This is a genomic window from Myxosarcina sp. GI1(2024) (assembly GCF_053543375.1).
The window spans coordinates 912,431-926,792 of record NZ_JBKGTY010000001.1 but is presented as its reverse complement, the minus strand read 5'-3'; the positions used below and the strand labels follow the sequence as shown (position 1 = coordinate 926,792).

Here is a 14,362-nt window from a genome sequence, read left to right as displayed (position 1 = left end):
ATCTAAAATAATCTTGCTAACTCCAAATTTCCAACTCCCAACTCACTTATAGTTAGGCTAAATTAACAGCAAAAGATATTTAATTGCATTAAAGTTTAATTGGGAAAGCCTTCGAAAACTGGACACAAAAACTCGTCAATTTCCCCGTTTAGATTTTTTTCGTTCCAATTAAGCCATCGTAACTATAGATAGAAGAAACATTATGCGAGATTTAGCCCAAATTCAGCAGCAAGAATATGACCTGATTATTATTGGCGGTGGTATTAATGGTGCTGGAGTCGCCAGAGATGCCGCTTTAAGAGGTCTAAAAACTATTGTGATTGAAAAAGAAGATTTCGCAGGCGGATCTTCTAGCTGGTCTACAAGATTAATTCATGGCGGTTTACGCTATTTAGAATATTTTGAATTTCCTTTGGTTAGGGAATCTCTTAAAGAACGAGAAGTTCTCTTACGCACCGCCCCTCACTTGGTCAAACCAATACTGTTGACTATCCCTATTTATGGCGATCGCTCTCGTCCCTATTGGAAAATTTGGGCGGGAATGATTCTTTACGATATTTTCAGTTTTGATAAAACTCTACCCCTACACCGCATGTTGCCTAGAGCTCAGTTCAAACAGCTATTTCGCTACGTCGATCGAGAGCATTTAACTGGAGGTTCGCAATACTATGACGGACAGGTAACACTTGCCGAACGTCTGTGTTTGGAAAATATTATTTCGGCAGAAAATGCCGGGGCAACGGCACTTAATTACGCTGAAGTAATCGAATTACCGTTAGAAAATAATCGCATTAGTAGCGTAGTTTGCCAAGATAAGCTGACGGGAGAAACTTTTACCATCTCCGGTAGTCAAAATGCAGTTGTAGTTAATACTTCGGGACCTTGGGTAGATAAAGTTTGCAAATTAGGTCACAAAGAAGGAAAAGATGTTCCCATCGGTAATGCCCGCAAGATTGGGGGCACCAAAGGTAGTCACATTGTCGTGTCTAAATTTCCGGGGGCACCAGAGAACACCAGTTTGTACGTAGAAGCAAAATCTGATGGTCGTCCTTTCTTTATCGTTCCCTGGTTGGGAATGTATCTTATCGGTACGACGGATATTCCCTTCAAAGGAGATCTCGATCGCGTTAAAGCCAATGACGACGAGATTGATTATTTGCTGACAGAAACCAACAATATTATTCCCGCAGCTAATTTGACCAGAGAAGATATTAGGTTTACCTATTCTGGAGTTCGTCCCTTACCCAATGCCGAAGGTAAAAAACCAGGCAGCATTACTCGCAAGCATATTTTGTTCGATCACACCAAAGAAGGAGTTAACAACATGATCTCTCTCATTGGCGGTAAGCTAACTACTTACCGTAACGTGGGAGAAGAAATGACCGATGCGGTACTGAAAAAGATGAAGCGAGCCCATAAATCTAGTCAGACTGCTTCTCTTCCCCTTCCAGGATATATTGTTGCTGATGACGAGCGCATCGCCCAGGCGATCGCCGATTATAGTTCCTTGCTTTCTCCCAGAACGATTAATCATTTATTTAGTGTTTATGGAGCGAGAGCTCTAGAATTACTGAGTTTGACCCGAGAACATCCCGAATTAGCCCAGCCAATAGGCAATAGTCTTCCCGATATTAAAGCTCAAATTGTCTATGCCGTTCAACACGAATACGCCCATGCTTTAACTGACATTATGCGTCGCCGAACCATGTTGGCAATGGATGGTAATTATGGACTAGATTTATTACCTGTAGTAACTGAAACCTTGCAAGATTATTGTAGTTGGAGTCAGGAACGATGTGATCGCGCGGTGGCAGACTATAAAACCTATATGGAACAAAATTGCATTCCCGATTTTCAACTACCTCGTTTAGAGCATCAGTTTGCCTAAATATTTGATGTATGATTTTATGGCGATCGCCCCTAAAAAGTCTTACTCTGGGCGATCGATTGTAGTCAACTTATTGAATGCCAACAAGGGAACCTTTGAATTAGTTACCATTCCATAGTATAATTATACATTTGGGACTATTTTGTAATTGCTAACATTAAGGAGAATCACTATATATGTCTCGCTATAGAGGACCCCGGTTGCGGGTGGTGCGCCGTTTGGGAGAATTGCCCGGTTTAAGTCGCAAAACCCCTCGCAAATCTTATCCACCAGGTCAGCACGGTCAAGGTCGTAGAAAGCGATCGGAATATGCTATTCGTCTAGAAGAAAAGCAAAAGCTGCGGTTTAACTATGGAGTTACCGAAAAGCAGTTGGTTCGTTACGTCCGTAAAGCTCGGAAAACTGGCGGTTCTACGGGACAAGCTTTGTTAGAATTTTTAGAAATGCGTCTGGATAATACAGTCTTTCGCATGGGTATGGCGGGTACCATTCCAGGAGCGCGCCAGTTAGTCAACCACGGACATATTCTCGTCAACGATCGGGTAGTTAATATTGCTAGCTATCAGTGTCGCCCTGGTGATGTTATCAAAGTTAGAGACCGTGAAAGTTCTCGTCGCGTAGTTGAAATTAATATGGAATATCCAGGACTAGCAAACCTTCCCAGCCATTTAGAATTTGATAAAAATACCCTTACGGGTAAAGTAAACGGCATCGTCGAAAGGGAATGGATCGCTCTGCAAATTAACGAACTACTCGTGATTGAGTACTACTCTCGCCTGGCTTAAAAGTTACTGGAAAATTTCGATTCTGTCAGCAAAATTTATTAAAGTCTGTTAATTTGCTGGAGATGAAAAGCATAAGAGTAGAAGAGACAGAGTGAGTAGCATACTAAGAGACTCAAGACCTATACTCGTGTAAGGGCAAACGGTGATTGCCCTTACTTTAAATCTTGTTATTTTTAATAAAAATACTAAATCCTGCTACTTAGCGTGAGTTCACAATACGAACTTTGGGCTTTCTAGCACCAATAGCAGCTCCGATTAAAGCCGCAACTAAACCAAGCAACGAACCAAAGATAAATGTCCATGCCGTTTTAACCGAATATTCTGCGAGATTTTGTGCTTCTGCTGCCGATATATTTGGAACTTGCTTGGGAACGTTAATTCCTCCTGGTCTTTCTACTTGATTTAATATCTCTCCCATATTGGCTGCCACAACGCCAAAAGTACCCGATAAACCACTAGCCAACAGCCAAGCACTGATTGCTAACGTAGTTGCCCAAAGAATTAAACCATGCAAAAGAGCGGTTTTTTTATTCATCGGTCCACAGGTACTAGCTGTAATCCAGCTTCCTAAGAATAAAGCAATTAATAAACTAACAATCGACCAAATACTAATACCGCTAACCAAAACTTCAGCGTCAGCGTCTAATGCTCCTGCGCTAAAACCAATTGGCACTGCTAAGGCACTTAAAAGTAACTGAGTCGCAATAGAAACAACAATACCTGCAAAGATCGGACCCCATCTGACGCGATCGTGATAATCGACGATGGTTTTATTTACAATAGGTTGTACAAATCTGTCTCCTAAAGGCTCTGCATAAGACATAGTTTTTATTTCCTTTTAATCAAATTTAAAGTTTAGCCAAAAAAGGCTTCGATTGCTGTTTTGAGTAATCTTCAGTTTTCAAGATTTTTTAAGTTATTAATATAAAATTTTATAAAGATTAATTAGTTGAATTCTCTATTAAAAGATAGAGAATAATAATCAAATAAAGTTAATTTTTGTAACTAGGTTTTTGGGCGATCTTGTTTACAAAATTAAAAAAAGGCAATTTAATCTCGATTATTTTATTTTTTGCCCGAGCCACAATCAAAATAAACTATTAAAACTATAATTATATTGGTAGTCTTTTGCTTTTTTTGGCTTGAATATATTTAATAGCAAACTTTTATATTATAGTAAACTATAATGCTTAAAATGCTGTTTGTTGACCTACAACAACGACTGCTGCGTATAGTAACTATCATTAATTTTGGTAAACTTTGAAGAAAATAGCTAAAAAATCAATCTCAGGAAAGAGGAATTTAACAACCTAAAAATTTAAGATAAAAATTATTTATTTTAGGAGGGATATCAATGCCTCTTTATAAAATAAAAGATTTTAATCCTAATTATCGAGAAGAAGCTTTCAGCGGTGATGACATTAAAGGAATGACCGTATATCCGATTGAGTCAGAAAAAAAAATTGGCAGCGTTTGCGATATTTTAGTAGACGCAACGGGACATTTCCGCTATTTGGTAATCGACACGGGCTTTTGGGTTTTTGGCAAAAAAGTTTTAGTTCCTGTCGGTCGCTGTCGTATCGCTCTAGATCGAGATCGCCTTTATGTAGCAGATATCAACAGCAAACAAGATGTAGAAGAACTACCTGAGTACGAAGACGACATGGTAGTAGACTATGAATATGAAGACCGAGTCATAGCGTTTTATCGTACTCCTAGCGTAGAGTCTTCAATATCGGTAGAAGACTCCTTGCCAGTAGAAAGTTCGGTGGCAATAGAAGAAACCAGTACTGCTGCGATCGCTCCACGCATACAGACACAACCAAGCGCAAGAAGCTCGGTTGCTCCAATTATTTCTGACAAAGAAACTCGCTCCTACGAGCAAGAGCCGGATTTGTTTGAAATGAACGAATTAGACCATCAAAAGATCGAACTATATGAAGAACGGCTAATAGTAAGTAAAGAGCGACATAAAAGTGGCGATGTTTCCTTAAATAAACGAATAGAAACTTCTACTGCCCATACAACAGTGCCATTAGAGAAAGAACGAGTAGTAATCGAAAGAAAAACTGCTGAAAATGAAGCAACAGCAACCGACAATCGTCATGATTTCCACGAGGGTGAAATAGCTCATCTAGAAGTCTATGAAGAGACTGCCAACATTAACAAGCAAGCTTTCGTACGAGAAGAGGTAGAGGTCAAAAAAGAAATAGTTCGCGATCGCTTTGAGGCCTCAGAAGAAGTACGCCAGGAAAAACTAGAAATCGATGTAGATGGCAAACCAGAGATCGAGGACTGAAAAACACGATTGAGATCGATTAGAAGACATATGGAGAGAAAGTTTTGATGATTCGCTCTTTAAAATATCTGTTTCTGAGTATGGTTTTATCAATTTCGACTTGCACCGCGATCGAACTCTGTACTGAGACTAGTTCCGTTTTGGCACAGACAATTTTTCCCGATCTACCTGCCGATTATTGGGCAAACCCTTTTATTCAAAAATTAGCCGAGCGAAATATTGTTGTCGGCTACCCCAATGGAAACTTCAAACCCCAGCAACCGATCGAACGTGATGAGTTTGCAGCGATGATTCATCAGGCTTTTGAGCGAGAATCAAAAAGAGAAATTTCTAGTGCTAGCAAATTTCAAGACGTTCCAGAAAACTATTGGGCAGAAATGGCGATCGCCGAAGCCTATGAAACTGGATTTATGCAAACTACTGACGAAAATAATTTTAGTCCCAATCTTCCTGTTTCCAAAACTGATGCTATAGTTGCGTTAACTACTGGTTTAGAGATGTCATTCACCGAGCGACAAGACTTATTGACTACTCGACTCGCAGCAAAACGAAGTAAGGTTACTAATAATCGTTTGCCATTTCCTCTCGCATCCACAGCGATAATGACTCCTGTAATGTCATTAGCCTCAATCGAAATTATGGCTCCTTTTGCTCTGATCGACAGTCTACCGAGGGATATTGAGCTTTCTGCACTAGCAACTGTTGAGGTATACTATGAAGATGCCGACTCAGTTCCTAATCAGGTAATTGATAACATTGCTGTCGCTACAAAACGGGGGATGGTGGTTAACTATCCTAGACCTAAATATTTAGAGCCAGATCGGTCGCTCTCCAGAGGTGCAGCAACCGCTTTAGTACATCAAGCTTTAGTGAGTATAGATAAATTGCCGCCTTTAGCGGGAACTACAGATGCTTCTAAATATATTGTTTTACCCAAGGAAAACTAATGTCAGTGCGCCGAAGTTGGAAGTCATATCAAGTCGGATTAATTGCCGCTAATAACAACTGATGCTAACCTGACGGGGTGACAACCCTGTGAGAAGTCAGACAGTGTAGGGAACAGAGACAACCTATGGTAAAAAAGATTCGGTCAGTTATTGAGAATCCGACCGAACCCTAAAAAATGTTAAACCAATTGTACCGCAATCATCTTTCACGTTATCTGAGTGATGACCAACTAATTACTTTGGAAGTGCTGGTATACCTTATCCAGACCTACAAACAAGTAAAGATAGAAAGACTAGCTGCATACTTCCCTTTACCAATTAAATATGAGAGCCGTCGTCGCCGAATCCAAAGGTTTTTGAAGTCCTCAGCTTTATCAGTTTCGTTAGTCTGGTTTCCCATAGTCAAAGAAGTAGTTCAAAAGAAATTCTTGCCAGACCAGACAATTTATCTAGTCTTAGATAGAACTCAATGGCAAGATAAAAATCTGTTCATGGTTGGAGTAGTGATGGCGAAAAGAGCTTTGCCTATATACTGGCAGTTTCTAGAGAAGAAAGGAGCCAGTAACTTCGCTCAACAAAAAGCCATATTACGTCCAGTATTGAAGCTGTTTAAACAACACCAAATCGTTATTTTAGGAGACAGAGAATTCCAGAGTGTTGAACTAGCTAAGTGGCTGACCCAGCAGCAGGTCTACTTTGTGCTTCGACAGAGAAAGAGTACGAAGATAATGGTAACTCAATTAGGTTTTACTCCCTTAAAAGACCTAGACGTTAATCCAGGAGACCAACGGTTTTATCAAGAAACTAAAGTCACTCAACTGCATCAAGTTTCGGGGATTTATTTAGGGGTCTATTGGCGACGTATTTACCGAGGCATGGGGGCAAAGGAACCCTGGTATCTGCTGACAAATTTACCCAATTTACCTGAAGCTGTCAAAGCCTATAAAAAGCGCGTAGGGATTGAGGCGATGTTTAAAGATTGCAAGTCAGGTGGCTACAATCTCGAGGGGTCGCAAGCTCAGATTGAACGCCTTACTCGTCTAGTTTTGCTCATCGCCATTGCTTACACTCACTCGGTGTTCAAAGGACATACTCTTAGCCTTCGAGGTCAGTCTAAATACATCGGTCGCCATCGAAAAATTAAACAATCTTTGACTCGCAACAGCTACTTTTGGCTTGGTTTATATGGTAGTAGCTGGCTGGTTTCATTTACCTTGATGAAGGAATGGATAAACAAATTGATGTGGCTCAATCTCAATAAGCTGCCTTTTTACCAGAGGGGTCTACGAGCTATGTTTATTATCCAGCAATCTTTCTAGCTCCCTTGTCACCCCTTCAGGATGCTAACCCTTGATGCGGCAGAAAATATATTATGGTTGTTCAACCCGACTTGATATCATAGATTCTGTTATCGCAGTATTCTTATATAAATTATCAATCTGGGGAGCATGGTAAAAAACCCCCTTGAAAATTCCAAGAGGGTGAACAAAATCAAATTGAAATTTGAAATCAATTGCCGTCGCTTATCTCTTAGCTAATTTTTTGGTCTGCACTTTTCTTAAGCGAATTGATTCGGGAGTTATTTCTACTAATTCATCGGCACCGATATACTCTAAAGCTCTTTCTAGACTCATTTCCGTAGGTGCTTGTAGTTGCACTAATTCGTCGCCACTAGCGGCGCGGTGGTTAGTTAGCTGCTTGGTTTTGCAGACATTTAGATCTAAATCCTGAGCGCGGTTGTGTTCGCCGACAATCATACCTTTGTAAACCCTGGTTCCTGGAGTAATAAAGAAAATTCCTCGATCTTCAGCATTTTTAAGGGCGTAGAAAGTCGCTATTCCCTCCTCAAAGGCAATAATTACCCCACTGTTGCGAGTTTCTAGTTCTCCAGAGAAGCGACGGTATTCGAGGAAACTATGATTCATAATCCCTTCGCCGCGAGTTAGGCGCACGAAGTCTCCCCGAAAACCGATCAAACCGCGTGCGGGAATGACAAACTCAAGCTGGGTACGTCCCACATTTGCCTGCATATCGCGCATTTCTCCTTTGCGCTGTCCGAGTCGTTCGATACAGCTACCTACCGCTTCTTCGGGAACATCTAAGACCAAATATTCATAAGGTTCGCAAGGTTCGCCATTAATTTCGCGATAGATTACCTGGGGTTGAGAAACCTGAAACTCATAGCCTTCACGCCGCATGGTTTCGATAAGAATTCCTAAATGCAGTTCGCCTCTACCAGAAACCAAAAATTGTTCGGCAGAACCACCATCTTCAACTCTCAATGCTACATTAGTTTCTAGTTCTCGATACAGGCGATCGCGCAACTGTCTGGAAGTAACGAATTTTCCTTCTTGACCTGCAAAGGGAGAATTATTAACCGAAAAGGTCATTTGTAGAGTAGGCTCATCTACCTTAATTAGAGGCAGTGCTTGGGGTTCGTCGGGACAGGTAATGGTTTCGCCAATATTGGCATCGGTAAATCCTGCCACCGCTACGATATTACCCGCCGAAGCTTCTTCTAGTTCGACACGGGCGAGTCCTTCAAAACCCATCAACTTGGTGATTTTGGTTTTAACTATTTTGCCGTCTTCTTTGATTAATGCAGCTTGTTGACCTGCCCGAATCACCCCGTTATGAATTCTACCAATGGCAATTCTGCCTAAATAATCTGAATAATCTAGGGTAGTTACCTGTATCTGTAGTGGTTTGTCTACATCTCCTGCTGGTGGTGGAACGTGGTGGAGAATTGCTTCAAACAGGGGCTGCATATCCACACCTTCTTCATCTACATCTTCTTTGACGTATCCTTGTAAGCCAGAAGCGTAAAGGGTAGTAAAGTCGCACTGGTCGTCATCGGCACCCAACTCGACAAAGAGATCGAATACTTTATCTACTGCTAAATCTGGATGTACGTTAGGGCGATCGATTTTATTGACTACCACAATCGGACGCAAACCCTTTTCTAAGGCTTTTTTAAGGACGAATCTCGTCTGAGGCATTGGTCCTTCATTAGCATCGACAATTAGAATGCAACCGTCAACCATACCTAAGATTCGCTCGACTTCACCGCCAAAGTCAGCGTGTCCTGGAGTATCCACAATATTGATTAAGGTATCTTTGTAGCGTACTGCGGTGTTTTTAGAAAGAATGGTAATTCCCCGTTCTCGCTCGAGGTCGTTAGAGTCCATGACACAATCTGGTACCTCTTCTCCTTCGCGGAAAATACCTGATTGTTTGAGGAGAGCATCGACTAACGTAGTTTTACCGTGATCGACGTGAGCAATGATGGCAATATTGCGAATGGGAAGAGACATATGGTTTGTCTATAGACTTTTGTATAGTTAATTCAATTTTTCTTAATAATTATAGCGTAGTTATGCTGCTGCTCGATCCATTGGGATTTAGAGAAAACATAGCGTAGCTGATTTTTAAAACAAATAGAGTTGCAATCGCCTTTTGTCAAAGCGATTATAACTGCATTGCACTGTCAAGATTAAATTTGCTATTTACGATATGAATACGTATTACCGTAATTTATTTACAATTTTCGGAATATCTTTAGCATTATGCATAGTAACGTTTTTGGTTTTTATCAGAGCAGAAAGAATTAATCGCTACAAGGCAGTAATTCCAGAAAAACTAAAAATCAATGGTGTTGTCTTACAAGGAGAAGATAATACGCCTCTAATTTATGTTTTATTATTACCTATTCGACCTTTTTCTTGCGGTGGTGGAGTGTTTAAATTATCTCAATCTACTATTGATGCTAGTAAGTCAGAAGGATTAGATTTTTTTAAAGACGCAACTCAACCTAGAAAAAGAAAATACACTTATCCTGCATGGCAAGAAACTCCAGTTCCTTATACTTGGACTAATGATGGAGCTTGGTCAGGACTAAATTGTATTAATAAAAACACTAAATTAATTCGTAAAATTACCAAAGCTTCAGAATTGCCTGGGTCTTACTATACATATACGAATCGGGATAATTACAGGATTGTTGTATTTCCAGAACTTAGTTTTGTTGTTTTTACTTTTTGGGATTAGATTTTTTTCAATCTAAAAAAGGGTTTAGCTACGCTAAACCCTAGAAAAATATTTAGTTAATCTGTAGTCTGATTAGACAGTCGCGGGTTTAGGTTCTGGTTTGGGTGGCTCGGTTTGAGCGATTGCGCTTTTAACTTTATCGGCTAATTCTGGAGAAACATTGCGGAACAATTCCATCTGGTCGTCGATAATTTGTTGTTCGCACTTACCGAGACTACCAGCAATATTATGGTACAGACGTTGTTTTTCTTCGGCATTCAGCATGTCGTAGTACATACGAGCCTGATCGTAGTGATCTTCTTCGTCTAGCTCGATTCTGTCTGCCATACCCGATAAGTGATATGCAGGATCTTCAGCGCGTTTGTCTGCTTCGGGATATTCATCGTGAGTGGGATGATAGTTAGTCCGTCCGCCGTTGTTATCATCCACACGCATAAAGCCATCGCGATAGGGAGTATTGGCTTTAGCTGCATGGGGTTGATTGACGGGAATCGTGTCGTAGTTTACACCCAAGCGATAGCGGTGAGTATCGGCATAAGACATAATCCGTGCCTGTAACATACGGTCTGGCGACCAAGAAATACCGGGAACTACGTTACCAGGAGAGAACGCTGCCTGTTCTACTTCAGCAAAGTAATTTTCGGGGTTGCGATTTAATTCGAGTTTACCGACTTTTTGAAGGGGAAAATCACCATGAGGCCATACTTTAGTTAGATCGAAAGGATTCCACTGGAAGTTTTGCGCCTCTTCGTCGGTCATGGTTTGAATGTACATCGTCCAAGAAGGATAGTTACCTTCTTCGATCGCCTGGTACAAATCCTTAGTCGCCCAACGGGGTTCTATACCCTGCATTTTACGCCACTGTTCGTCGGTAAAGAATTTATTGCCTTGGTCGGTAATAAAGTGGAATTTGACCCAAATACGCTCGTTGGCTTCGTTAATAAAGCTAAAGGTATGGCTGCCGTAACCGTTCATGTGTCGCCAGCCCATTGGTGCGCCGCGATCGCCCATCAACCATAATACTTGGTGAATACTTTCAGGCGTTAGCGACCAAAAATCCCACCACATGCGATCGTGTCGCCAGTGTTCTTTGGGATGCTCTTTTTGCGAACGAATAAAGTCCATAAATTTCATCGGATCCCGCATGAAAAAGATCGGCGTATTGTTGCCAACCATATCCCAGTTGCCATCTTCGGTATAAAACTTAACCGCAAAACCTCTAAGATCGCGATAGATGTCAGAACCACCTTTGGACTTAGCGACAGTAGAAAAACGGATAAAAACTTCGGTTTGCTTGCCTACTTCTGAAAAAAGCTTGGCTTTAGTGTATTTGGTAATATCGTCGGTAACGCTAAAAGTACCATACGCACCAGAACCCACAGCATGAACCACCCGTTCTGGAATGCGCTCGCGGTTGAAATGAGCCATCTTCTCTAGAAGCGTGTAGTCTTCTAGCAGCAAAGGTCCATGTTTGCCAACAGATTTCGAAACTTCGTTGCTGGTCACGGTAATTCCAGCCGCGTTGGTTAAAACTTCGTTATTGTTATTCACTATATTAGATATTAGTAATACCTTTTGTTCTGTACGTTTTCGCTCGCTAGTTTCTAAATTTTAGTTCGATCTAGCTTTTAGTTGCATCTTACTGAAGTTATAGCCATTCCTCGAAAATGAATGTCTGTAACTAATAAGCTGTTCAGTCTTTGCTTGACGCGATCGCCCGATGAGATTAAGATTAGATCGATATTTTTCTAGATTGCATACAAATATATTATATGCAGCTAAATCTTCTATTTTTTATGTTTGCGTCTTTTCCTAGAGCTTTTTGGCGGAGTTTGATGGGAACCAAAATATTTTTCGCTACGATAGCGCAACCAAACTCTTAAAACTTGCGGGATTTGCGCTTTTTGGACTTTAGTCAGAGTGTTATATAGTTTTAATGCCTTTTCTCTCTCTCCACGACAAGCAGCATTATTGTCGGTATCCCAGTAGCTTCTAGCAACCCTAATCCGCCGACACACTTCTTTAATTAATTCTTTTTCGGTAAGATTAGAATTATCAGTCACGATCTAATATTAACTAACTCTTACTTAAATATAGCGTTTCTCAGATGGATGAGATGCAGTTTTCTATTGCTTAGACTACATACATCTTGGTATTAGGCAGGAGGCATAAGAAACAAACTTGTTAATTGTCTTCTATTTAACTGGAAATTCAGTGTAAGTATTATTCTCAGTAATTAAAACAATCAAAAGAATAATTAGAATTATATGTCATCAAAAGTAGCAGTGGCCATCGCCCACGGTATTTGTGTCGGAAATGAATTCGATCGAGAAGAAAGTCCCAAATATACCGATGGAATGGCGCAAGCCTTGAAACTAAAACTAGCAGAAATAGCCGGACAATCAGGAAGCGAAGACCAAAAATTAGAGTGGGCTGATTCTAAATTAGCCATCTCAGCAATTAATTGGACTCCCGTATTACGAGAAGAACGCAAAAATTTATATTATAAACTAGGTGTAAATAAACTAAATAGCTTTTTTGGTCTACGAGAATTTATCTTTCAGGCGATCGCTGACAGTTTGACTTATCAAATTACCAAATCTAAGTTGGATGACTTTTGGGGCTATAACACTATTCACCGTTGTTTTGCTGACAGTTTGAATGATTTGGCTAAAGAAAATTGGGCTGGAGGTGATGCGCCCCTATGTATTATCGCTCATAGTTTGGGAACTGTAATTGCCAGTAACTATATTTACGATTTAGAAACCAACAAAGCTCAAATCGATCTTGGCAATACCCCTTTAGAACGTGGAGAAACTCTCACTTCTGTTTATACCTTGGCCAGTCAAATCCCCTTCTGGTCTCTGCGTTATCCTAATTTCGATCGCCCTATCAGAGTTCCTTCAGAAAAACTCGACCGACATTATTCAAATTTACAGGGGGAATGGATTAATTTCTATGACCAAAATGATATTCTGGGATATCCTTTAAAGATCCTTAACGAAGCCTACTCAGAGGCGGTAACAGAAGACAAAGTAGTTAATGTCGGAAGCTTGCTTGAAACTTGGAATCCATTGTCTCACTGTAGTTATTGGACTGATGAAGATGTAATTAATACCATTGCCACTGGTTTACATAACATCTTGCAGCAGCTCGAGGGAAACAGCTAATTCAAAAGTTCGTTAGTTTTTTCCTAATAATTTTTTGAGAAAAAGATCGCTGCCGCACTGGTAGTCAAGTCAGGATAACTAGCGATTATTGTTACTGTTACCAATTATATCTCTAGTCTGTATCCGATCCCTCTGAGAAATGCTATATATTGTAAGTCAAAATGCCAAAAATAACAGTAAAAACCCACCCAAGTAAAGTATTAAAATCAAAAAACTTTCAAAACCAATATTGCCAATACCATGTTTTTCTCGGCGTAATAAACCCATGAGCAAAATGCCGGTCATTAAAATAGTTAGAGCAATAATAAAGCTCTGAGATTGAGTTAGAGCATGATAAATAGAGCCCTCGCGATAGGCAAAATCAGCAAAAGCAACAAATAACACATCAAAGCTATTGCCTCCAATAATGTCTCCTACTGCTAGAGTTAACGCGCCTTGTTTGACGGCAGCTACTGAGGTTACTAATTCTGGTAAAGAGGTAGAAACCGCAGTAAACAACCCGCCTACTACGGATTCAGTAATTCCAGTCTGTTCGGCGATTGCAACTCCCGATTGGGCAACTACATAACCAGCAACTGCAATAGTAAGAGCGTACAAAGCAAAACGTAGCCACAGGCTAGTTAGACTAGAGCGATTGTTTTCATCTGGCTCAACTTCATCCAGGCGGGTTTCTCTAGTACGTGTGGGCGACCACATGGGGGTTTCTTTGGCACTAGAAATCAAATGTAAGCCAAAAACATAAGCTAAGAGGATAACAAACGAAGCTGGATGAATATTCCAGAGAGTTACTTGAGGAGTGGCGATCGCGAGCAATGGTAATGCTAATAAAGTTATTAGTAAAGTTCCTTGTGATAAATTGGCAGCAGAGGCAGCGGCATGTTCTAAATTAGCTTGGGGATAGACAAGATCTGCTAGTCCCAGAAAAGCGGTTTGAGCGGCAATTCCGCCTAGAGCATTACTAATTGCCAATTCTGCATGTCCTCCAGCAGCAGTAGTTACAGAAGTAACAATTCCTGGTAGGGAAGTGCTACCACCTAAGAATAAAGCACCGACTAGAGCTTCTCCTAAACCAGTTCTGTCTGCCAGGCGATCTGCTACTTTGGTCATTTTAGTGCCAACAATAGCAATGACAAAAGCTGCAACTGCAAATGTGCCAATACTTATAGTTAGGGAGTTAAACATTAAATAGTTACATTGACCAAATCTAAAAATAATCCTTTCGACGG

At 40.6% G+C, this 14,362-nt stretch carries 13 protein-coding genes; 8 read left to right on the top strand and 5 right to left on the bottom strand.

What is annotated here, in order from left to right:
• Positions 1-202 precede the first annotated feature (202 nt).
• Genes glpD through rpsD form a run of 3 tightly spaced genes read left to right on the top strand, consistent with a single transcriptional unit; the run spans position 203 to position 2,673 of the window.
• Positions 203-1,888 (top strand): glycerol-3-phosphate dehydrogenase, encoded by a 1,686-nt coding sequence (gene glpD / locus ACLFKQ_RS04480; RefSeq protein WP_448998667.1) that lies wholly within the window; start codon positions 203-205, stop codon positions 1,886-1,888.
• A complete protein-coding gene (locus ACLFKQ_RS04475) occupies positions 1,881-2,006 on the top strand; it encodes a hypothetical protein (protein WP_448998666.1) in 126 nt (41 codons plus the stop codon). Before glpD ends, ACLFKQ_RS04475 begins: the two co-directional genes overlap by 8 nt.
• Positions 2,007-2,064: 58 nt before the next feature.
• A complete protein-coding gene (gene rpsD, locus ACLFKQ_RS04470; RefSeq protein ID WP_448998665.1) occupies positions 2,065-2,673 on the top strand; it encodes a 30S ribosomal protein S4 in 609 nt (202 codons plus the stop codon).
• Positions 2,674-2,872: 199 nt separating this feature from the next.
• Here the strand turns inward: rpsD and ACLFKQ_RS04465 are convergent, their stop codons facing one another.
• Positions 2,873-3,496 (bottom strand): hypothetical protein, encoded by a 624-nt coding sequence (locus ACLFKQ_RS04465; protein ID WP_448998664.1) that lies wholly within the window; start codon positions 3,494-3,496, stop codon positions 2,873-2,875.
• Between the two features lie 531 nt (positions 3,497-4,027).
• On the opposite strand from ACLFKQ_RS04465, the gene ACLFKQ_RS04460 reads away from it, so the two are divergent.
• The 3 genes from ACLFKQ_RS04460 (at position 4,028) to ACLFKQ_RS04450 (ending at position 7,238) form a co-directional block, all read left to right on the top strand.
• Positions 4,028-4,972 (top strand): DUF2382 domain-containing protein, encoded by a 945-nt coding sequence (locus tag ACLFKQ_RS04460; protein WP_448998663.1) that lies wholly within the window; start codon positions 4,028-4,030, stop codon positions 4,970-4,972.
• A gap of 47 nt (positions 4,973-5,019) precedes the next feature.
• The gene (locus ACLFKQ_RS04455) at positions 5,020-5,919 is read left to right on the top strand and encodes an S-layer homology domain-containing protein (RefSeq protein ID WP_448999454.1); all 900 of its coding nucleotides are present in this window, start codon (positions 5,020-5,022) and stop codon (positions 5,917-5,919) included.
• Positions 5,920-6,095: 176 nt separating this feature from the next.
• Positions 6,096-7,238 (top strand): IS4 family transposase, encoded by a 1,143-nt coding sequence (locus ACLFKQ_RS04450; protein ID WP_448998311.1) that lies wholly within the window; start codon positions 6,096-6,098, stop codon positions 7,236-7,238.
• 204 nt (positions 7,239-7,442) lie between these two features.
• Here ACLFKQ_RS04450 and typA read toward each other — a convergent pair whose 3' ends face one another.
• Complete coding sequence (gene typA / locus ACLFKQ_RS04445; RefSeq protein WP_448998662.1) at positions 7,443-9,233, bottom strand: translational GTPase TypA; 1,791 nt, start codon at positions 9,231-9,233, stop codon at positions 7,443-7,445.
• Between the two features lie 199 nt (positions 9,234-9,432).
• Here typA and ACLFKQ_RS04440 point away from each other — a divergent pair, with 199 nt between their 5' ends.
• Positions 9,433-9,966, top strand: coding sequence for a hypothetical protein (locus ACLFKQ_RS04440; protein ID WP_448998661.1), 534 nt, complete (start codon positions 9,433-9,435; stop codon positions 9,964-9,966).
• 72 nt (positions 9,967-10,038) lie between these two features.
• Here the strand turns inward: ACLFKQ_RS04440 and ACLFKQ_RS04435 are convergent, their stop codons facing one another.
• Both ACLFKQ_RS04435 and ACLFKQ_RS04430 read right to left on the bottom strand, forming a co-directional pair.
• Complete coding sequence (locus ACLFKQ_RS04435; protein WP_448998660.1) at positions 10,039-11,517, bottom strand: catalase; 1,479 nt, start codon at positions 11,515-11,517, stop codon at positions 10,039-10,041.
• A 236-nt stretch (positions 11,518-11,753) separates the two neighbouring features.
• The gene (locus ACLFKQ_RS04430) at positions 11,754-12,029 is read right to left on the bottom strand and encodes a Precorrin-3B methylase (RefSeq protein ID WP_448998659.1); all 276 of its coding nucleotides are present in this window, start codon (positions 12,027-12,029) and stop codon (positions 11,754-11,756) included.
• Positions 12,030-12,233: 204 nt separating this feature from the next.
• Between ACLFKQ_RS04430 and ACLFKQ_RS04425 the strand changes: the two genes are divergently transcribed.
• On the top strand, positions 12,234-13,136 hold the full coding sequence (locus ACLFKQ_RS04425) for a hypothetical protein (protein ID WP_448998658.1): 903 nt from the start codon (positions 12,234-12,236) through the stop codon (positions 13,134-13,136).
• A 156-nt stretch (positions 13,137-13,292) separates the two neighbouring features.
• Here the strand turns inward: ACLFKQ_RS04425 and ACLFKQ_RS04420 are convergent, their stop codons facing one another.
• Positions 13,293-14,318: a sodium:calcium antiporter gene (locus ACLFKQ_RS04420; protein ID WP_448998657.1), complete on the bottom strand. Its 1,026-nt coding sequence runs from the start codon at positions 14,316-14,318 to the stop codon at positions 13,293-13,295.
• Positions 14,319-14,362 lie beyond the last annotated feature (44 nt).

Coding starts and splice junctions, on each gene's coding strand:
- glpD (WP_448998667.1), top strand. CDS start 203: ATGCGAGATTTAGCCCAAATTCAGCAGCAAGAATATGACCTGATTATT.
- rpsD (WP_448998665.1), top strand. CDS start 2,065: ATGTCTCGCTATAGAGGACCCCGGTTGCGGGTGGTGCGCCGTTTGGGA.
- ACLFKQ_RS04465 (WP_448998664.1), bottom strand. CDS start 3,496: ATGTCTTATGCAGAGCCTTTAGGAGACAGATTTGTACAACCTATTGTA.
- ACLFKQ_RS04460 (WP_448998663.1), top strand. CDS start 4,028: ATGCCTCTTTATAAAATAAAAGATTTTAATCCTAATTATCGAGAAGAA.
- ACLFKQ_RS04455 (WP_448999454.1), top strand. CDS start 5,020: ATGATTCGCTCTTTAAAATATCTGTTTCTGAGTATGGTTTTATCAATT.
- ACLFKQ_RS04450 (WP_448998311.1), top strand. CDS start 6,096: ATGTTAAACCAATTGTACCGCAATCATCTTTCACGTTATCTGAGTGAT.
- typA (WP_448998662.1), bottom strand. CDS start 9,233: ATGTCTCTTCCCATTCGCAATATTGCCATCATTGCTCACGTCGATCAC.
- ACLFKQ_RS04440 (WP_448998661.1), top strand. CDS start 9,433: ATGAATACGTATTACCGTAATTTATTTACAATTTTCGGAATATCTTTA.
- ACLFKQ_RS04425 (WP_448998658.1), top strand. CDS start 12,234: ATGTCATCAAAAGTAGCAGTGGCCATCGCCCACGGTATTTGTGTCGGA.
- ACLFKQ_RS04420 (WP_448998657.1), bottom strand. CDS start 14,318: ATGTTTAACTCCCTAACTATAAGTATTGGCACATTTGCAGTTGCAGCT.